Annotated in this window: 12 protein-coding genes; 8 read left to right on the plus strand and 4 right to left on the minus strand. The window is 38.2% G+C overall.

Annotated elements, in window-relative coordinates:
- Together ASG14_RS16275 and ASG14_RS16280 are read right to left on the minus strand one after the other, a co-directional pair.
- Positions 1–468 (minus strand): GNAT family N-acetyltransferase, encoded by a 468-nt coding sequence (locus tag ASG14_RS16275; protein ID WP_056872138.1) that lies wholly within the window; start codon positions 466–468, stop codon positions 1–3.
- A 7-nt stretch (positions 469–475) separates the two neighbouring features.
- Positions 476–1177, minus strand: coding sequence for a YggS family pyridoxal phosphate-dependent enzyme (locus ASG14_RS16280; RefSeq protein WP_056872139.1), 702 nt, complete (start codon positions 1175–1177; stop codon positions 476–478).
- A 71-nt stretch (positions 1178–1248) separates the two neighbouring features.
- On the opposite strand from ASG14_RS16280, the gene ASG14_RS16285 reads away from it, so the two are divergent.
- The 5 genes from ASG14_RS16285 (at position 1249) to ASG14_RS16305 (ending at position 7000) form a co-directional block, all read left to right on the plus strand.
- The gene (locus ASG14_RS16285) at positions 1249–1629 is read left to right on the plus strand and encodes a DUF4296 domain-containing protein (RefSeq protein WP_056872140.1); all 381 of its coding nucleotides are present in this window, start codon (positions 1249–1251) and stop codon (positions 1627–1629) included.
- Position 1630: 1 nt separating this feature from the next.
- The gene (locus ASG14_RS16290) at positions 1631–4009 is read left to right on the plus strand and encodes an endonuclease MutS2 (protein WP_056872141.1); all 2379 of its coding nucleotides are present in this window, start codon (positions 1631–1633) and stop codon (positions 4007–4009) included.
- 72 nt (positions 4010–4081) lie between these two features.
- Positions 4082–5170: a sorbosone dehydrogenase family protein gene (locus tag ASG14_RS16295; protein ID WP_056872142.1), complete on the plus strand. Its 1089-nt coding sequence runs from the start codon at positions 4082–4084 to the stop codon at positions 5168–5170.
- A 310-nt stretch (positions 5171–5480) separates the two neighbouring features.
- Positions 5481–6182 (plus strand): CoA transferase subunit A, encoded by a 702-nt coding sequence (locus tag ASG14_RS16300; RefSeq protein WP_056872143.1) that lies wholly within the window; start codon positions 5481–5483, stop codon positions 6180–6182.
- Positions 6183–6337: 155 nt separating this feature from the next.
- Positions 6338–7000, plus strand: coding sequence for a CoA transferase subunit B (locus tag ASG14_RS16305; protein WP_056872144.1), 663 nt, complete (start codon positions 6338–6340; stop codon positions 6998–7000).
- A 410-nt stretch (positions 7001–7410) separates the two neighbouring features.
- Here the strand turns inward: ASG14_RS16305 and ASG14_RS16315 are convergent, their stop codons facing one another.
- Together ASG14_RS16315 and ASG14_RS16320 are read right to left on the minus strand one after the other, a co-directional pair.
- Positions 7411–8055: a uridine kinase gene (locus ASG14_RS16315; RefSeq protein ID WP_056872271.1), complete on the minus strand. Its 645-nt coding sequence runs from the start codon at positions 8053–8055 to the stop codon at positions 7411–7413.
- The gene (locus ASG14_RS16320) at positions 8048–9577 is read right to left on the minus strand and encodes a LysM peptidoglycan-binding domain-containing protein (protein WP_056872146.1); all 1530 of its coding nucleotides are present in this window, start codon (positions 9575–9577) and stop codon (positions 8048–8050) included. The genes ASG14_RS16315 and ASG14_RS16320 overlap by 8 nt, the downstream gene beginning before the upstream one ends.
- Before the next feature lie 273 nt (positions 9578–9850).
- On the opposite strand from ASG14_RS16320, the gene ASG14_RS16325 reads away from it, so the two are divergent.
- The 3 genes from ASG14_RS16325 to ASG14_RS16335 all read left to right on the plus strand — a co-directional run bounded on the left by ASG14_RS16325 (position 9851) and on the right by ASG14_RS16335 (position 14724).
- Positions 9851–10330, plus strand: coding sequence for a Dps family protein (locus tag ASG14_RS16325; RefSeq protein ID WP_056872272.1), 480 nt, complete (start codon positions 9851–9853; stop codon positions 10328–10330).
- Positions 10331–10420: 90 nt separating this feature from the next.
- On the plus strand, positions 10421–12256 hold the full coding sequence (locus ASG14_RS16330) for a UbiD family decarboxylase (RefSeq protein WP_056872147.1): 1836 nt from the start codon (positions 10421–10423) through the stop codon (positions 12254–12256).
- 50 nt (positions 12257–12306) lie between these two features.
- On the plus strand, positions 12307–14724 hold the full coding sequence (locus ASG14_RS16335) for a hypothetical protein (RefSeq protein ID WP_056872148.1): 2418 nt from the start codon (positions 12307–12309) through the stop codon (positions 14722–14724).
- The last annotated feature ends 8 nt before the right edge of the window (positions 14725–14732 follow it).

The following is a 14732-nucleotide window of genomic DNA, read 5'->3' on the forward strand; positions in this document are numbered from 1 at the left end:
TTAAAATGCCTTAACCTGCTCTTTAGAAAAGGATGCATTTAGCCATCCTTCCTCAAGGTTGGCTTTGTACTTATTGTAAAAGTTTATCGCGGGTTGATTCCAGTCTAACACCTGCCAAACCATTCCATTATAATTCCCATTTTTTGCTTCTTCTATCACCCTTTCAAAAAGGAGTTTACCAATTCCTTTTCCGCGGTGTTCTTCGGTAACGATAAAATCTTCCAGATATAACCGGCAGCCTTTCCAGGTAGAATAACGTGTATAATAAAGCGCAAAGCCTAGAATGAGGCCATCCATTTCAGCAACAAAAGCTTTCCAAACCGGTTTGTCTCCAAACCCAGCTTCAACAAAATGTTCGGGCGTTACCGTTACCTCTTCAGGCGCACGCTCATAAACGGCGAGTTCATTAATAAGTTCTAATATCCTTGTGCAGTCGCTTGCAACGGCTGTTCTAACATTTACGTTCATTGGTCTGTTAATTTGCCGAAATATCGGCCTTGAAGTGTTTTATAATTCTTTTTCCAAAAATGCCGCTTCCTATTCGCACCATCGTACTCCCTTCCTCAATCGCAATTTTGTAGTCGGCGCTCATGCCTGTAGAAATTTCTTTAAAATAATCATCTTTACGGAAAAAACTAACCTTAATGCCGTCGAAAAATACTTTTAATTCATGAAATTCGATGGCAATTTGTTTTTCATTTTTGGTGTTTGTGGCAATTGCCATTAATCCAACTATTCTAATATTTTTCAAACCGGAAAATTCTTCCGAACGTAAAAGCTCAATCAATTCATCATGTCCTAAGCCAAATTTTGTGTCCTCATCTGCAATATATACCTGCAACAGGCAATCTATGGTTCGCTTATTTTTTAAAGCCTGTTTATTTATTTCCTGAAGCAGTTTCAAGCTATCTACCCCATGAATTAAAGTGACAAATGGTGCAATATATTTCACTTTGTTGCTTTGCAGATGACCAATCATATGCCACTCAATATCTTTAGGAAGTTGTAGCTGCTTATCAACCATCTCCTGTACCTGGTTTTCACCAAAAATTCTTTGTCCGGCGTGGTAGGCCTCCAGAATAGCATCGTTGGTTTGCGTTTTAGATACTGCAATTAACTTTACGCCGTCCGTTTCTACTTCACTTTTATAATGTTTAAGATTATCAGCTATGCTCATTTATAACTATTTTTGCGTAAAATTAATAACCTTGCCGCAATTTGGGCAATAAATAATATTTTAAATTAAGAATGAGAAGATTGATTTGGGTGCTAGCGGTTGTGTTTGGGATAGCTTCCTGTAAGGAGGAAAGGCCTTCAAATGTGATTGCTCCCGATAAGATGCAGAATATATTGTACGATATCCACGTTAGTGATGGTTATATTTCAACAATCGCGATGCCAGATTCGTCAAAGAAAGTAGCCGCATCATACTATAAGGGCATTTATAAGAAATTTGGTATCGATTCTACACAGTATGCGCAAAGCATGAGCTATTATTATAAGCATCCTCAGGATTTGGATAAGATGTATAAATATATTAGCAAGCGGCTATCAAAACAACAAAAAGCAATGGAAAAGGCTGATTCTTTAGCTAAATCTAAAATTAAAGTACTTCCAGCAGTTAAATAATATGTTATATCCCGAGAATTGTTTAGAGCGTTTGGGCTTTGTTGAAGTTAGACAGCTGATAAGTAAACATTGCTTAAGTACAATGGGCCAGGCAATGGTGCAGAAGATGCAGGTAATGAACCGGTTCGATCAGATTGATAAATTCCTTCGCCAGACGAATGAGTTTAAAACCATCATTCAAAATCAGGAACCTTTGCAAATTAATAGCTTTTTCGATATTAAGGCGCTTGTTGAGAAAATCCGTGTAGAAGGAACTTACTTACAGGAAGAAGAGTGGTTTCAAATTTACACCTCGTTGCAAACCGTTTTTTCTGTATTGAGGTTTTTTGAAGAAAGGGCAGAAGTGTACCCAACATTGGAAGCATTATTTGAGCACTTGCCGATTGAAAAAAATATCCTTCGTAAAATTGAGCAGGTTATTGATGTTAAAGGAAAAATTAAACCAAATGCATCGAAAGAACTACAGGAAATCACTGCTTCAATTTCGAAAACCGAACAGGATGTACGTAAGCGGATGGATTCTATTTATAAGCAGGCGATTGCGAATAACTGGGTTGCGGACGGCAGTTTAACAATTCGCGACGGAAAGATGTGTATTCCGGTTTTGGCAGAGAACAAACGCAAACTAAAAGGCTTTGTTCACGATGAATCGGCAACCGGACAAACCGTTTACATTGAACCTGAAGAAGTTTTTACGCTAAACAATAAACTTCGTGATTTAGAATTTGATAAGCGAAGGGAGATTATCAAAATTTTAATCGCTCTTACCGATGAGTTAAGGCCATATTCGCCACTATTGTTATCGTACCACGGCTTTTTAACAAAGTTGGATTTTGTAAGAGCTAAGGCAATGTTTGCAATTGATGTAGAGGGCGAAATGCCCGGGCTGTTAAAAGAGCCTAAAACTAAATTGATTAATGCCAGACATCCGTTACTAATGCTTTCTTTTGCTGCAGAGAAGAAAACAGTAACGCCTTTAAACATTCATATTGATGCAGAAACAAGGGTTGTTTTGGTTTCAGGCCCGAACGCCGGTGGTAAATCCGTTTGTATGAAAACGGTCGGTTTACTACAAATTATGCTGCAAACTGGCCTTTTAATTCCCGTTGATGCGAATTCGGAGGTTGGCATTTTTGAGAATATTTTTGCAGATATCGGCGATGATCAATCAATAGAAAGCGACCTGAGTACCTACAGCGCTCACCTTAAAAAGATGCGTTACTTTGTTGAACATGCTTCGCCAAAAACGATGGTGCTGATTGATGAATTTGGTACAGGAACTGACCCTCAATTTGGCGGGCCTATGGCAGAGGCTGTTCTGGAGGTTTTAAACAATAAAAAAGTTCGCGGTGTAATTACAACACATTATTCCAACTTGAAGCTTTTTGCCGGCAATACTGCCGGACTTGAAAATGCATCAATGCTTTTTGATAATGCGAAGATGAAACCGCTATACATACTTGAAATGGGTAAGCCCGGAAGTTCTTACGCTTTTGAGATTGCGCAAAATATAGGCTTGCCGAAAGAAGTTATTGCACTTGCCAAAGAAAAAACAGGCTCTAATCAAAATCGGGTTGATACGATGCTGGTTGATTTGGAGCGGGAGAAGAAAACGATTTACGATACCAAAGTTAGCTTGGCAAACCAGACGAATAAAGCCAAAAATCTTGTCGCCGAGAATGAAAAACTCAGGGCTTTCCTTGATGAAAACAGACGTATTTTGATTAAGGAAGCAAAGCAGGAAGCGCAGAACATCATAAAAAATGCGAACAGACTCGTTGAAAATACCATTGCCGAGATTAAAGAGAAGCAAGCAGATAAAGCCGTTACAAAAGAATTAAGGGAAAATCTGCAAAAAGAATTGGTGAAGAATACGGTTCCGAAAGAAAAGCCGAAAACGCAGACTGTTGTAGTTGGTGGCGAGATTGAAGTTGGCGATTGGGTAAAGTTTGTGGATAGCGAAACAACTGCAACCGTTTTGGAAATTAACAGAAACGAACTGGTTTTAGCGATTGGAGATTTACGATCTAACGTGAAAAAAAATCGTGTTCAAAAGATTAGCAATAAAGAAGCTAAGAAAGTTGCTCAAAGTAGCGCCGGCTCTTTCGCAGGGCGGATGAATGAGGCTGTTTCCGGTTTTAGAGCGGAGCTGGATCTACGTGGGAAAAGAACCGAAGATGCACTTTTTGAAGTTGAGAAATATTTAGATAAAGCCATTATGTTGGGTTTTCCCTCGATAAAACTAATTCATGGTAAGGGCGATGGTATTTTACGGAAAATGATTCGTGAATATTTGAAGAAATATAGTCAGGTAAATAGAATGGAAGATGAACATGCAGATAGAGGAGGAGATGGTATTACTTACGTTTATTTAAACTAGTATATGAAAAGGCAGTAGGGCAGCACCAAAACTAATTTTCACTAAGTGTGTTACTATTAAAACGTTACGATTATGAGAGCCATTTTTACCTGCATTGTTGTACTCTTTTTGTTTACAACCTGCAAAAAAAACAAAAGTGATGGTAATGATACCGGAAACCTTCCAGATGTTGAACTTAAAAACAGGGTTGTCGTTTCAGGTTTGCGTTTTCCATGGGGCATGGTTTACGGACCAGATAACTTTATCTGGTTTACCGAAAGAGGCGGGAAAATTAGTCGGTTAAACCCTGCTAACGGACAAATATCACCACTTCTCACAATCAGTGAGGTTCGGGAAAATGGCGAAGGTGGTTTGCTAGGAATTGCGTTAAACCCTGATTTTTCAACAAATCCCTGGGTTTATGTAGCCTACAATTACGGCAGCAGCTATAAAGAAAAAATAGTACGCTACACCTACACCGGCGGCGCACTTACCAATCCTCTTACCATATTAGATAATATCGGTGCTGCTTCGAATCACAATGGCTCCAGGTTACTAATTTCTGGTGGAAAGCTTTTCATCTCGACAGGCGATGCGGCAGATACCAACACGCCTCAAAATGTAAATTCAACTTCGGGAAAAATTTTAAGGGTTAATCTCGATGGCTCAATTCCTGCGGATAATCCTTACCCGAATAATCGCTTATGGACTTTCGGTCATCGTAATCCGCAAGGATTGGTACAGGTTGGAAATAAAGTTTTTTCCTCAGAACACGGACCCGATTCTGACGATGAAATCAATGTAATCGAAAAAGGAAGAAATTATGGATGGCCAAACATTAAAGGATTTTGTGATGAAGCAGGAGAGCAGTCTTTCTGTTCGGCAAATAGTATTGCCCAACCTTTAATTGTGTGGACACCTACAATTGCGCCAAGTGGAATGGCTTATTATACTTCAGATTATATCCCCCAGTTTAAAAATTCACTACTTCTTGCTGTTTTGAAGAATACAAAATTAATGCAGCTTAAGCTAGATGATGGACAAACTAAAATTGAGGGTACGAAAGATTTTTTTGTAAACAGTTATGGCAGGATGCGGGATGTTTGTATTTCGCCGGAAGGTAAAATATACGTTTGCACCAGCAATGGCAACGATGATAAAATTATTGAAATTTATAAATAATTACTTTTTATCCTTGCCAGGACACTTTTTGCAACGCTTTCCTTTTTTATATTTTTCGCAACATTTTTTATGTTCTGCCGTACAGCTGAAAATAAATCCCATTCCTTTTTGACATTCAGGGTCTGTTGGTATTCTGAAATCCTCGTTATCTCTATCGTTAAACATCTGATTACAAAGGTAGTGTTATTTAGATTAATTCCAATTTATTATTCTTTAAAGGGGTTACATAATATTTAGGACCGACTCGCATTTAAGTTTTAAAAAACTGTATCGTTTCTGTACTTTAGCAGCCTAACCAAAAATTCATAAAATGATAAATAAAGTTGTATCAGGAGCTGAAGAAGCCATACATGATATACCTGATGGCGCCACCATTATGTTAGGTGGGTTCGGTTTATGCGGCATCCCTGAAAATTGTATCAACGCGTTAGTAGCAAAAAACACCAAAAACCTTACGTGCATATCCAATAACGCCGGCGTGGATGATTTTGGAATCGGGTTAATGCTGAAACAACGTCAGGTCAAAAAGATGATATCATCCTATGTTGGAGAAAATGCTGAATTCGAAAGGCAACTGCTGAGTGGCGAATTGGAGGTTGATTTAATTCCGCAAGGCACACTTGCAACCCGGTGTTTGGCAGCGGGATATGGCATGCCTGCAATATTTACACCTGCAGGTGTAGGAACCGAAGTGGCTGAGGGAAAAGAAATCCGAAATTTTGATGGTAAAGATTATCTCCTTGAATATGCATTTGACGCAGATTTTGCAATTGTAAAAGCCTGGAAAGGTGACACTGCAGGAAACCTCATTTTCCGCTCAACCAGCAGAAATTTTAATCCCGTAATGGCGATGGCCGGCAAAATTACCATTGCCGAAGTTGAAGAACTGGTTGAAGTTGGAGCGCTTGACCCAGACTACATTCATACTCCTGGAATTTATGTGCATCGGGTTTTTCAGGGAAAAGATTATGAAAAAAGAATTGAGCAAAGAACCGTAAGGAAGGTTCATTAGTTCATCGGCTCATTAGTTCGTTTGTAAGTCGGTATTTCATTACTTTATTGATTGCTAACATGAAATAGTAATCGTCCCTGAAAACAGTTAAGAAATTCTTCCCTGACAAAATTAATCAATAACACTTACTCAATTAACTTTCATTCATTTGATTTATGGCATTTACAAAAGAGGAAATAGCACAGCGCATTGCTAAAGAAATAAAAGATGGTTATTATGTTAACCTGGGCATTGGTATTCCAACTTTGGTTGCCAATTACATTCCACCGGATATAAATATTGTATTACAATCAGAAAATGGCCTCTTGGGCATGGGACCGTTTCCCTTTGAAGGTGAAGAAGATGCCGATTTAATTAATGCAGGGAAACAGACGATTACAACCTTGCCTGGATCTTCAATATTCGATTCGGCAATGAGTTTTGGAATGATTAGAGCTCAAAAAGTAGATTTAACTATTTTAGGTGCTATGGAAGTTTCGGAAAACGGTGATATTGCGAACTGGAAAATTCCCGGTAAAATGGTTAAGGGAATGGGTGGCGCTATGGATTTAGTGGCATCTGCAAAGAATATTATTGTGGCCATGCAACACGTAAATAAGGCAGGAGAAAGTAAACTTTTACCAAAATGTACATTGCCTTTAACAGGGGTTAAGTGCATAAAGAAGGTTGTTACTGAACTTGCCGTATTAGATATTTTACCTGAAGGTGGGTTTAGGCTTCTGGAAAGAGCGCCGGGTGTAAGTGTCGATTTCATAAAACAAGCTACCGCCGGCAGGCTGGTGATTGAAGGTAAAATTCCGGAGATGACTTTAAATTAATTCTTTGTAAATAGTATGCAAATGAAAATATTGGCAAGCAATGGTAAAATTAAAACCAGGATGCTCGCCAGCTTGTCAAACCAGGATGTTTTAAGGCGGTCGCCACGAATAACCAGGTGGAAATCGCGATGATACCTATAACGACAGATTTTAATTAAAAGCCACTACGAGAATTATAAAGAATAGCGGGATAAAAGAAAATATATCCCTTTGCTCTTCATTGATGATTAATAGCGTTGCAAACAGTGCAAAAAATGTGGCGACGAGCAAATGTGTAACCAGTGCATTTTTTGTTTGCAGCAAAGATTTGTATCTCCTGATTTGTGGTGTGGATTTGAAAGGATCGAGTAGGTAAAGCCAATATGCAAAAGCCAGAAGGTTTGTGCATATCGGCATTAAGTTCGCTTTCATCAAGAAATATCTACCAAAATGCTATTTCTCAAGTCATTGGAAATGGCCTCCGTAATGGCTATTATCTCATCGGGCTCATTTGTATTGTTTATAACGATTTTGTGGCAATCGTTTTTATAAGGCAATAAATATTCTTTATAAGCCGGCAGAACATGGTTTCGCCATTTGTATAACACATCTTCTTCAGGGTAGCCACGCTCTAATCCATCGCGTTTTATGCGGCGGTCTAACGCCACCTGCTCATCTGCATCTACGAAAATCATGTGATCCAACAGAGCGGCAATTTCTTTAAAATAAAGAATAAATAAGCCTTCAACTATTATTATTGGTGCCGATTTTATTTCGAGTATTTTAACAACTGCTAAAGGATTATTAAAGTTGTACTCTTTTTTGTAAACAACCTCGCCAGCGAGAAGCTGCTTAATGTCTCTTAAAAACTGCTCACTATCTATTGTTGATGGTAAATCGAAGTTATAAAGTTTATTTTCCTCCTGCGTCATCTCTCCGGCAGGAATGTAATAATCGTCCTGAGAAACTAGCGTAACTTCATCTTGTTTAAAATGATGAAGAAAACAATTTAAAAAAAATGTTTTTCCTGAACCGCTTCCTCCTGCAATTCCAATAATAAATGGTTTCTTATTCAAGTTCATGCACACCGTACGTTAAATTGCAAAAAAATCTCTTGTCTAAAGCGCCCAGCGAGTCTGCTACGGCTTTCGTCATTACAATTATAACATCTTTTGTGGATTCGTTCTCTGTAAATTTACCAACAACTTTGGCCAGCGCAGTTCGATTTGTCATTGGGTTGGTTAATTTTATTATTGTACCAATAGGTGCAGTACGGTGTAGAACAAGCATTTTCGACGCATCCAAATCCGCATCGGCAATGGAAACAGCTGTTCCTTTTTCTTCTATCTGGTTTAATCCGTATTTGCTGGGAGCGCCTTTAAGTTTTGGGTCTTTAAACGATGTACTATCCGGATTTTCTTCCTGATCTTGTTTGGCTAAATCGTTAACAGATTTCGGCTCAGGTGGTTTCGGAATCACAAGTTTCTGACCTGTTGTAATCGTGTTATCACTTAATTTATTGGCCGTTCTAATCTGGTAAGCTGTTAAATTAAATTTTTTCGCAATATTGAAGATAGATTCGCCACTACCAACGGTGTAAATAAAACTTTCATCTTTAGTAGTTTCTTTCACTGCAACTGGAGCTTCTTTTTCTGTCACTTTCGGAATTTCCGTTGTGATTTCGGTAGGGATTTTCAAAACTTGCCCAGTCGATAAACCATTATCCGTTAAATTGTTAAGCTTTCTGATTTGATATGCGGTTATACCAAACTGCTTCGCAATTGCGAAAATACTTTCTCCTTTTTTTACAGTATATGTACCAGGCGCATCCTTAACTTCTACTGTTTGGGTTGTTACACTTTCGCCGGCAGGCGCTACCTTACTATCTTCTATATTTTTTGTTGCAGGAATTTTTAGTTTCTGTCCAATTCTTAAGTTAATACCTGAAAGATTATTTGCTTTCTTTATCTCTTCTACGGTTGTGCCGTACTTTTCTGCAATTTTTCCCAAAAATTCTTTCGGTTGCACGGTATGTTCAATCAATGTAGATGGTGTATTTTCAGCTTGCTGAGGAATGCTCGTTGGTTCCGCTGATTTTACCGGTACAACGGTTTCGGTTTTTTGAGTTTGAGTTACTTCTCCGGTTTTTGCAGGGATCTTTAAAACCTGGCCAATGCTCAAATTATTGCCACTTAAATTGTTAAGCGCTTTTAATTCATTAATAGTTGTGCCATATTTTTCAGCCAGCATATTCAAATTATCCTTTGGCTTTACAACGTACTCCGTAACGTTCGTTGTTGAGCTAACAGTTTGATTTGCGGCACTTCCGGCTGCAGGGCTAAAAGGGAAATTCGTGGGAACTTTTATCACAACACCAATCTGAAGATATTTGTTATCGTTAAAAGCCATAATCTCCTTTGGTGGTACATTATACCTTCTCCCAATAGAATAATATGTGTCTTTTGCAGCTGTTTGATGTATGATTAATTTTTTTCCATTATTATTTTCTACTCCGATAGAGTCGATTACTGCATTTGCCTTAGCACCTGTTGCATTTAAAGCAAACAAAACTATAGCAGTTAAACCTATTTTATACATTTATTTTTATCTAAATTTTTTATCAGGGGTAGCAATTATACGAATAATATTATAAAACCTATAGCCGCGTAGAAGCCAGCATTTGATATTTATAGTTTGATTATTCGTTCACTGAAACCACATTTCGCTAATTAACAATTGTTTATAATTTTTGCTCTATTGTATTTACGTCTATTAAACGGAAGGATAAATTCTGTATTGTTTAATTGTTGTTTTATGACAAACTTTTTTAATTTTTATTTGTTCGGAAAGCATACTTTAACAAAAATTAAAATGGACGCTAAAGAAATCAGCCTTAACGAAAAGGAAGTTAAACCAGTTGTAGACTTATTAAATGATTACCTGGCCAATTATCATATTCATTATCAAAAATTAAGAGGTTGCCATTGGAATATCAAAGGACAAAACTTTTTTACACTTCATGTTAAATTTGAAGAATTATATACCAATGCGCAACTAACCATCGATGAAATAGCTGAACGTGTATTAACGTTGGGTAAGCCACCACATAGCCGTTTCGCAGATTACATACAGGAATCAAAAATTAAAGAAATTGATACCATTGGCATGAAAGACCTTGATATGGTTGATGCGATTTTAGACGATATGTCGACCTTAATTGAAATGGAACGCGAAATTTTAGATGCAACTGCGAGTGCCGGCGATGATGGTTCTAACGATATGGTTAACCGTTTTATGCAATTTAAAGAAAAAAACACCTGGATGCTTCGCTCATTTGCAGGTAAGAAATAGAATTATCTTATTGATGAAGCCGCAGTATAATAGATTTAACATAATCTATTATTCTGTGGCTTTTTTGTTTTGGAGCACATATCTTTGGGCATGGCATACAAAAGTTTAGCAGAATGTGTTAGTGATTTAGAAAAGCACGGTCATTTATTAAGGATAAAGGATGAAGTAGACCCTTATCTGGAAATGGCCGCTATTCATTTACGCGTTTATGAAAGCAACGGGCCTGCTATTTTTTTTGAAAAGATAAAGGGAAGTCCTTTTCCGGCTGTATCTAATCTGTTTGGAACATTAGAACGTTCAAAGTTCATCTTTCGCGATACCTTACCAAAAGTGCAGCAACTGGTTTCCTTACGCAACGACCCAATTAAAGCGCTCAAAAATCCCTTTAAATATGCAGGTTCAGCGATGTCGGCGCTTTCCGCCTTACCTTTAAAAACGCCATCAGCCAAAAATAATTTTTTAAAGACAACGATTAGTAAATTGCCTCAAATTGTAAACTGGCCGATGGATGGAGGCCCTTTTGTTACAATGCCTCAAGTTTACACCGAAGATGTCGAAAAGCCTGGCGTAATGAATTCAAATCTTGGAATGTATCGAATTCAGCTCGGTGGAAACGAATACATACAGGATAAGGAAATCGGTTTACATTATCAGATTCATCGTGGCATTGGTGTTCATCAATCGAAAGCAAATGCCTTAGGGCAACCTTTAAAGGTGAGTATCTTTGTTGGCGGACCACCGTCTCATCCTTTGGCAGCGGTAATGCCTTTACCCGAAGGCTTGTCTGAAATGACCTTTGCAGGTGCGTTGGGCGACAGAAGGTTCAGGTATTTTTACGATGATGAAGGCTTCTGCATTTCTGCAGATGCTGATTTCATTATAACAGGAATGGTTTATCCAAATGAAAATAAACCAGAAGGACCGTTTGGAGATCATTTAGGCTATTACAGTTTAACGCATCCTTTTCCACTGATGAAAATTAGCAATGTTTACCACAGAAAAGATGCGATCTGGTCGTTCACTGTGGTAGGTCGCCCTCCCCAGGAGGACACAAGTTTTGGTGCTTTGATTCACGAGATAACGGGTTCGGCAATTCCTCAGGAAATTCATGGTCTAAAGGAGGTTAATGCAGTTGATGCCGCCGGCGTACATCCGCTTTTGTTTGCGATTGGAAGTGAGCGATATACGCCTTATTTAAAGGGGAGGAAGCCACAGGAAATTCTAACAATCGCAAACCATATTTTGGGTAAAAACCAACTGAGTTTAGCAAAGTACCTCTTTATCGCCGCGAGGGAGGATGATGAGCAATTAACCACACATAACATATCCGCGTTTTTACAACATGTTTTGGAAAGAATCGACTTCAAAACAGACCTTCATTTTTATACAAATACAACTATTGATACCCTGGATTATAGTGGCGATGGCCTTAATAGTGGTTCAAAAGTGGTTTTTGCAGCTGCCGGCGAAAAAAAGCGAAATTTGTGGACCGAACTGCCAGAAGGAATAATTTTTCCTGCCGGATTTGAAAATGCCAGAGTCGCTATCCCAGGTATATTTACACTTAGCGCACCGCTTTATCAAAACCAGGAGAAAACGGCAGCTGAAATCGCATTACTTAATATGGCAGTGATGGATTTAGATCTATCTGGCTTTCCGTTAATTGTTTTATGCGACGATTCCACATTCGCAGCACAAACCATTAATAACCTCGTTTGGATTACATTTACAAGAAGTAATCCAGCAGCTGACATATTCGGTATTAACGATTTTACAATTAATAAGCATTGGGGTTGCAAAGGTTCACTTATTATAGATGCGAGGAAAAAGCCACATCATGCACCAGAATTAATTAAAAATGATGAAGTGGAAAAGCGAATTAATAAACTTGCTGAAGAAGGCGGGCCGTTGTCCGGCATCATTTAAGTTTGAATTTTTAAAATAATATCCTGATTTTTAAGCAAAATGAATGGATAATGCTTAAAAAAAGCCTGCTTTTTCTGGTTTTAAGTTTGTTTCTGGAGTTAAACCTTCGGGCTCAGACTAACAAAACTGACAGTCTGGCAAATGTTTTAGAGCACTACGATCTGCATAATCGAAATTCTGTTTTATTCGTCCATTTCGATAAAAATATTTATACCAACAATGATCAGGTTTGGTTTACAGGATATTTGCTTAAAACCATCGTGGGGTTAGCGCATTACAATACGCTCTACTTATCTCTTGTTCGTGATGCCGACAGCTCCGTTGTGCTGCAACAAAAATTTCTGATTGAAAAAGGATATACATTCGGGAGTTTAATTCTTCCCGATTCGTTGCAAAGCGGCAGCTATAGATTTGTTGCGAATACCAATATCAAATTCGGCGATAAGCCTGATGTAGAATTCTTGCAACCAATAACAATCAAATCGACCACCATAAATCCATTAGTTGCGAGTTTATCGTTATTTAAGGCAGGTGATGAAACCACTGGCAATGGAACTGTTCTGCTAAAAGCGCTCACGGGCGACAATCGCTTCGTTGCTGATGCTGAAGTAAGTTATACTATTGGCAGAGATCGTAACATTTTGAAAACAGGTAAGGCAAAAACGAGCGTCATAGGCGAGATGATGATAGACTTTCCTGCAAACAGACTAACGAATGAAAACAACCTTGTTTCAGTCTCGGTAAAAAAAGGTGTTAGTAAGGAATATCTAAATTTCGAAATTCCGATTAAGGAAGAGGTACGCTTTCAGGTTAGTTTTTTTTCCGAAGGCGGATATATGGTATCCGGTATCCAAAATAAGGTTGGTTGGGAGGTGAAAGACAGGGATGGATTATCCATAAGTGCCAAAGCCGTTTTATTTGCGGATGATAAAGTTTTAGATACGATTTCAACTGATTTATCGGGCCTTGGAAACTTTTACTTGAAGCCCGAATCCGGTAAAAGCTATAAGGTAAAATTGCTTAACGAAAATAAACTGATTGGGAGTTACGCTTTGCCGGAAAGTTTAAAGCAAGGCACAGTTATCAGACTAAATTCGGCAATTGGGAACGATGAAATTCGGGCTGTGTTGCAAAGCAACATCGATGAAACGATACATTTGGTAGTTCATAACCAGGAAAAGATCTTTCTTGTAACTGCATTGGATATGAAGAATAACCGGCCCTTGAAGGTTTTGTTGAAGCTAGATTCTGTGCCAAAAGGCCTGAACACCATTACATTGTTTGATGGTTTATATAGACCCATCGCCGAGCGGATTTTTTTTGCTCATTACAACGAACTCAGTAAACTCGAAATTCTTCCGGAAGGAGAGGAGTTTAAAACCAGAGATAGTGTGAAGCTTAATCTGAAGGTTTCGAGTAGCGGTAAATTACTAAACGGCCTTGTTTCAATAGCGGTGGTGCAAGGAAACAGGATTAATTTGTCAAGTAGAAAAAATATTGTTGATTTTGCTTATTTGGAAAATCACACGAACGAATTGCCTCCAAGTTCTTCAGGGATTAAATTGGAGGATTTGAATTATCTGGAAAACGTATTACTTATAAAAGGATGGCGAAAGTATAAATGGCCTCACCAAGTCACTGAAGGTTTTCCTCAGGAAAAAACAATTTCAGCATTTGAATATCGTGGCGAAATAACCAAGGGTAAAAAAATGTTGAAGGTACCTATTTCTCTAACTACAATTGCAGGTTCTAACCTCAATGCCATAACAACCGATAGTTTAGGCAAATTTGTTCTGCCCTATAGCGCCTTAATTACTGAAGACAAACCCAAAATTTGGCTAACCATTAATGATCGAAATTTTTCAGCTTATAATGTTAACATTCTTAACCCGTTTAGCGAAATTAAATCGTTACTAAGAAGTAGCCATTACGCTCAGAAAACACAAAATACAAGTGTCTTACAATCGGGAAGTGAAGGTATAAGTGCTCTTTCTGGAATTAAACTTAAAGATGTAACGATAAAAAAGGTGAAAGATAACTCAATCTTTTTTGCCAGTAACATGAATAAGTGCGGCGACTATGTTTGCGGTAATGGCTATTTAAATTGCCCGAATCATAGGAACGATCCGAAAAATAAGCCAGCTGAAAACAACCGAAGCTACAAGCTGTTCGGCGGTGGAACTACTGTATACGGCGGATGTTCGGCCGATGCCAATAAACCAAATTTATTTATCCTGGATGGAATATCCTTGCCGAAAGAATTTTATGTTGCTGACATAAGAAATTTGAACGAACCCATAAACTTTTCAACTATTTACTGGAACTACCAAACTGCAATTAGTAAAACCGGAGATACCTCATTGACTTTCACAACAGGTGATTTGAGCGGGGAATTCAAAATTATTATACAGGGAATAACTGATAATGGATCTGTCTATGCAGAAAAAACCATAACGGTTAAAAAATAAAAGTCCCG

It is taken from the genome of Pedobacter sp. Leaf194, assembly GCF_001423945.1.
Taxonomy (GTDB): domain Bacteria; phylum Bacteroidota; class Bacteroidia; order Sphingobacteriales; family Sphingobacteriaceae; genus Pedobacter.

Bases quoted from the DNA above. Each gene is read 5' to 3' on its own strand.
- ASG14_RS16275 (WP_056872138.1), bottom strand. From the start codon at position 468: ATGAACGTAAATGTTAGAACAGCCGTTGCAAGCGACTGCACAAGGATA.
- ASG14_RS16280 (WP_056872139.1), bottom strand. From the start codon at position 1,177: ATGAGCATAGCTGATAATCTTAAACATTATAAAAGTGAAGTAGAAACG.
- ASG14_RS16285 (WP_056872140.1), top strand. From the start codon at position 1,249: ATGAGAAGATTGATTTGGGTGCTAGCGGTTGTGTTTGGGATAGCTTCC.
- ASG14_RS16290 (WP_056872141.1), top strand. From the start codon at position 1,631: ATGTTATATCCCGAGAATTGTTTAGAGCGTTTGGGCTTTGTTGAAGTT.
- ASG14_RS16295 (WP_056872142.1), top strand. From the start codon at position 4,082: ATGAGAGCCATTTTTACCTGCATTGTTGTACTCTTTTTGTTTACAACC.
- ASG14_RS16300 (WP_056872143.1), top strand. From the start codon at position 5,481: ATGATAAATAAAGTTGTATCAGGAGCTGAAGAAGCCATACATGATATA.
- ASG14_RS16305 (WP_056872144.1), top strand. From the start codon at position 6,338: ATGGCATTTACAAAAGAGGAAATAGCACAGCGCATTGCTAAAGAAATA.
- ASG14_RS16320 (WP_056872146.1), bottom strand. From the start codon at position 9,577: ATGTATAAAATAGGTTTAACTGCTATAGTTTTGTTTGCTTTAAATGCA.
- ASG14_RS16325 (WP_056872272.1), top strand. From the start codon at position 9,851: ATGGACGCTAAAGAAATCAGCCTTAACGAAAAGGAAGTTAAACCAGTT.
- ASG14_RS16330 (WP_056872147.1), top strand. From the start codon at position 10,421: ATGGCATACAAAAGTTTAGCAGAATGTGTTAGTGATTTAGAAAAGCAC.
- ASG14_RS16335 (WP_056872148.1), top strand. From the start codon at position 12,307: ATGCTTAAAAAAAGCCTGCTTTTTCTGGTTTTAAGTTTGTTTCTGGAG.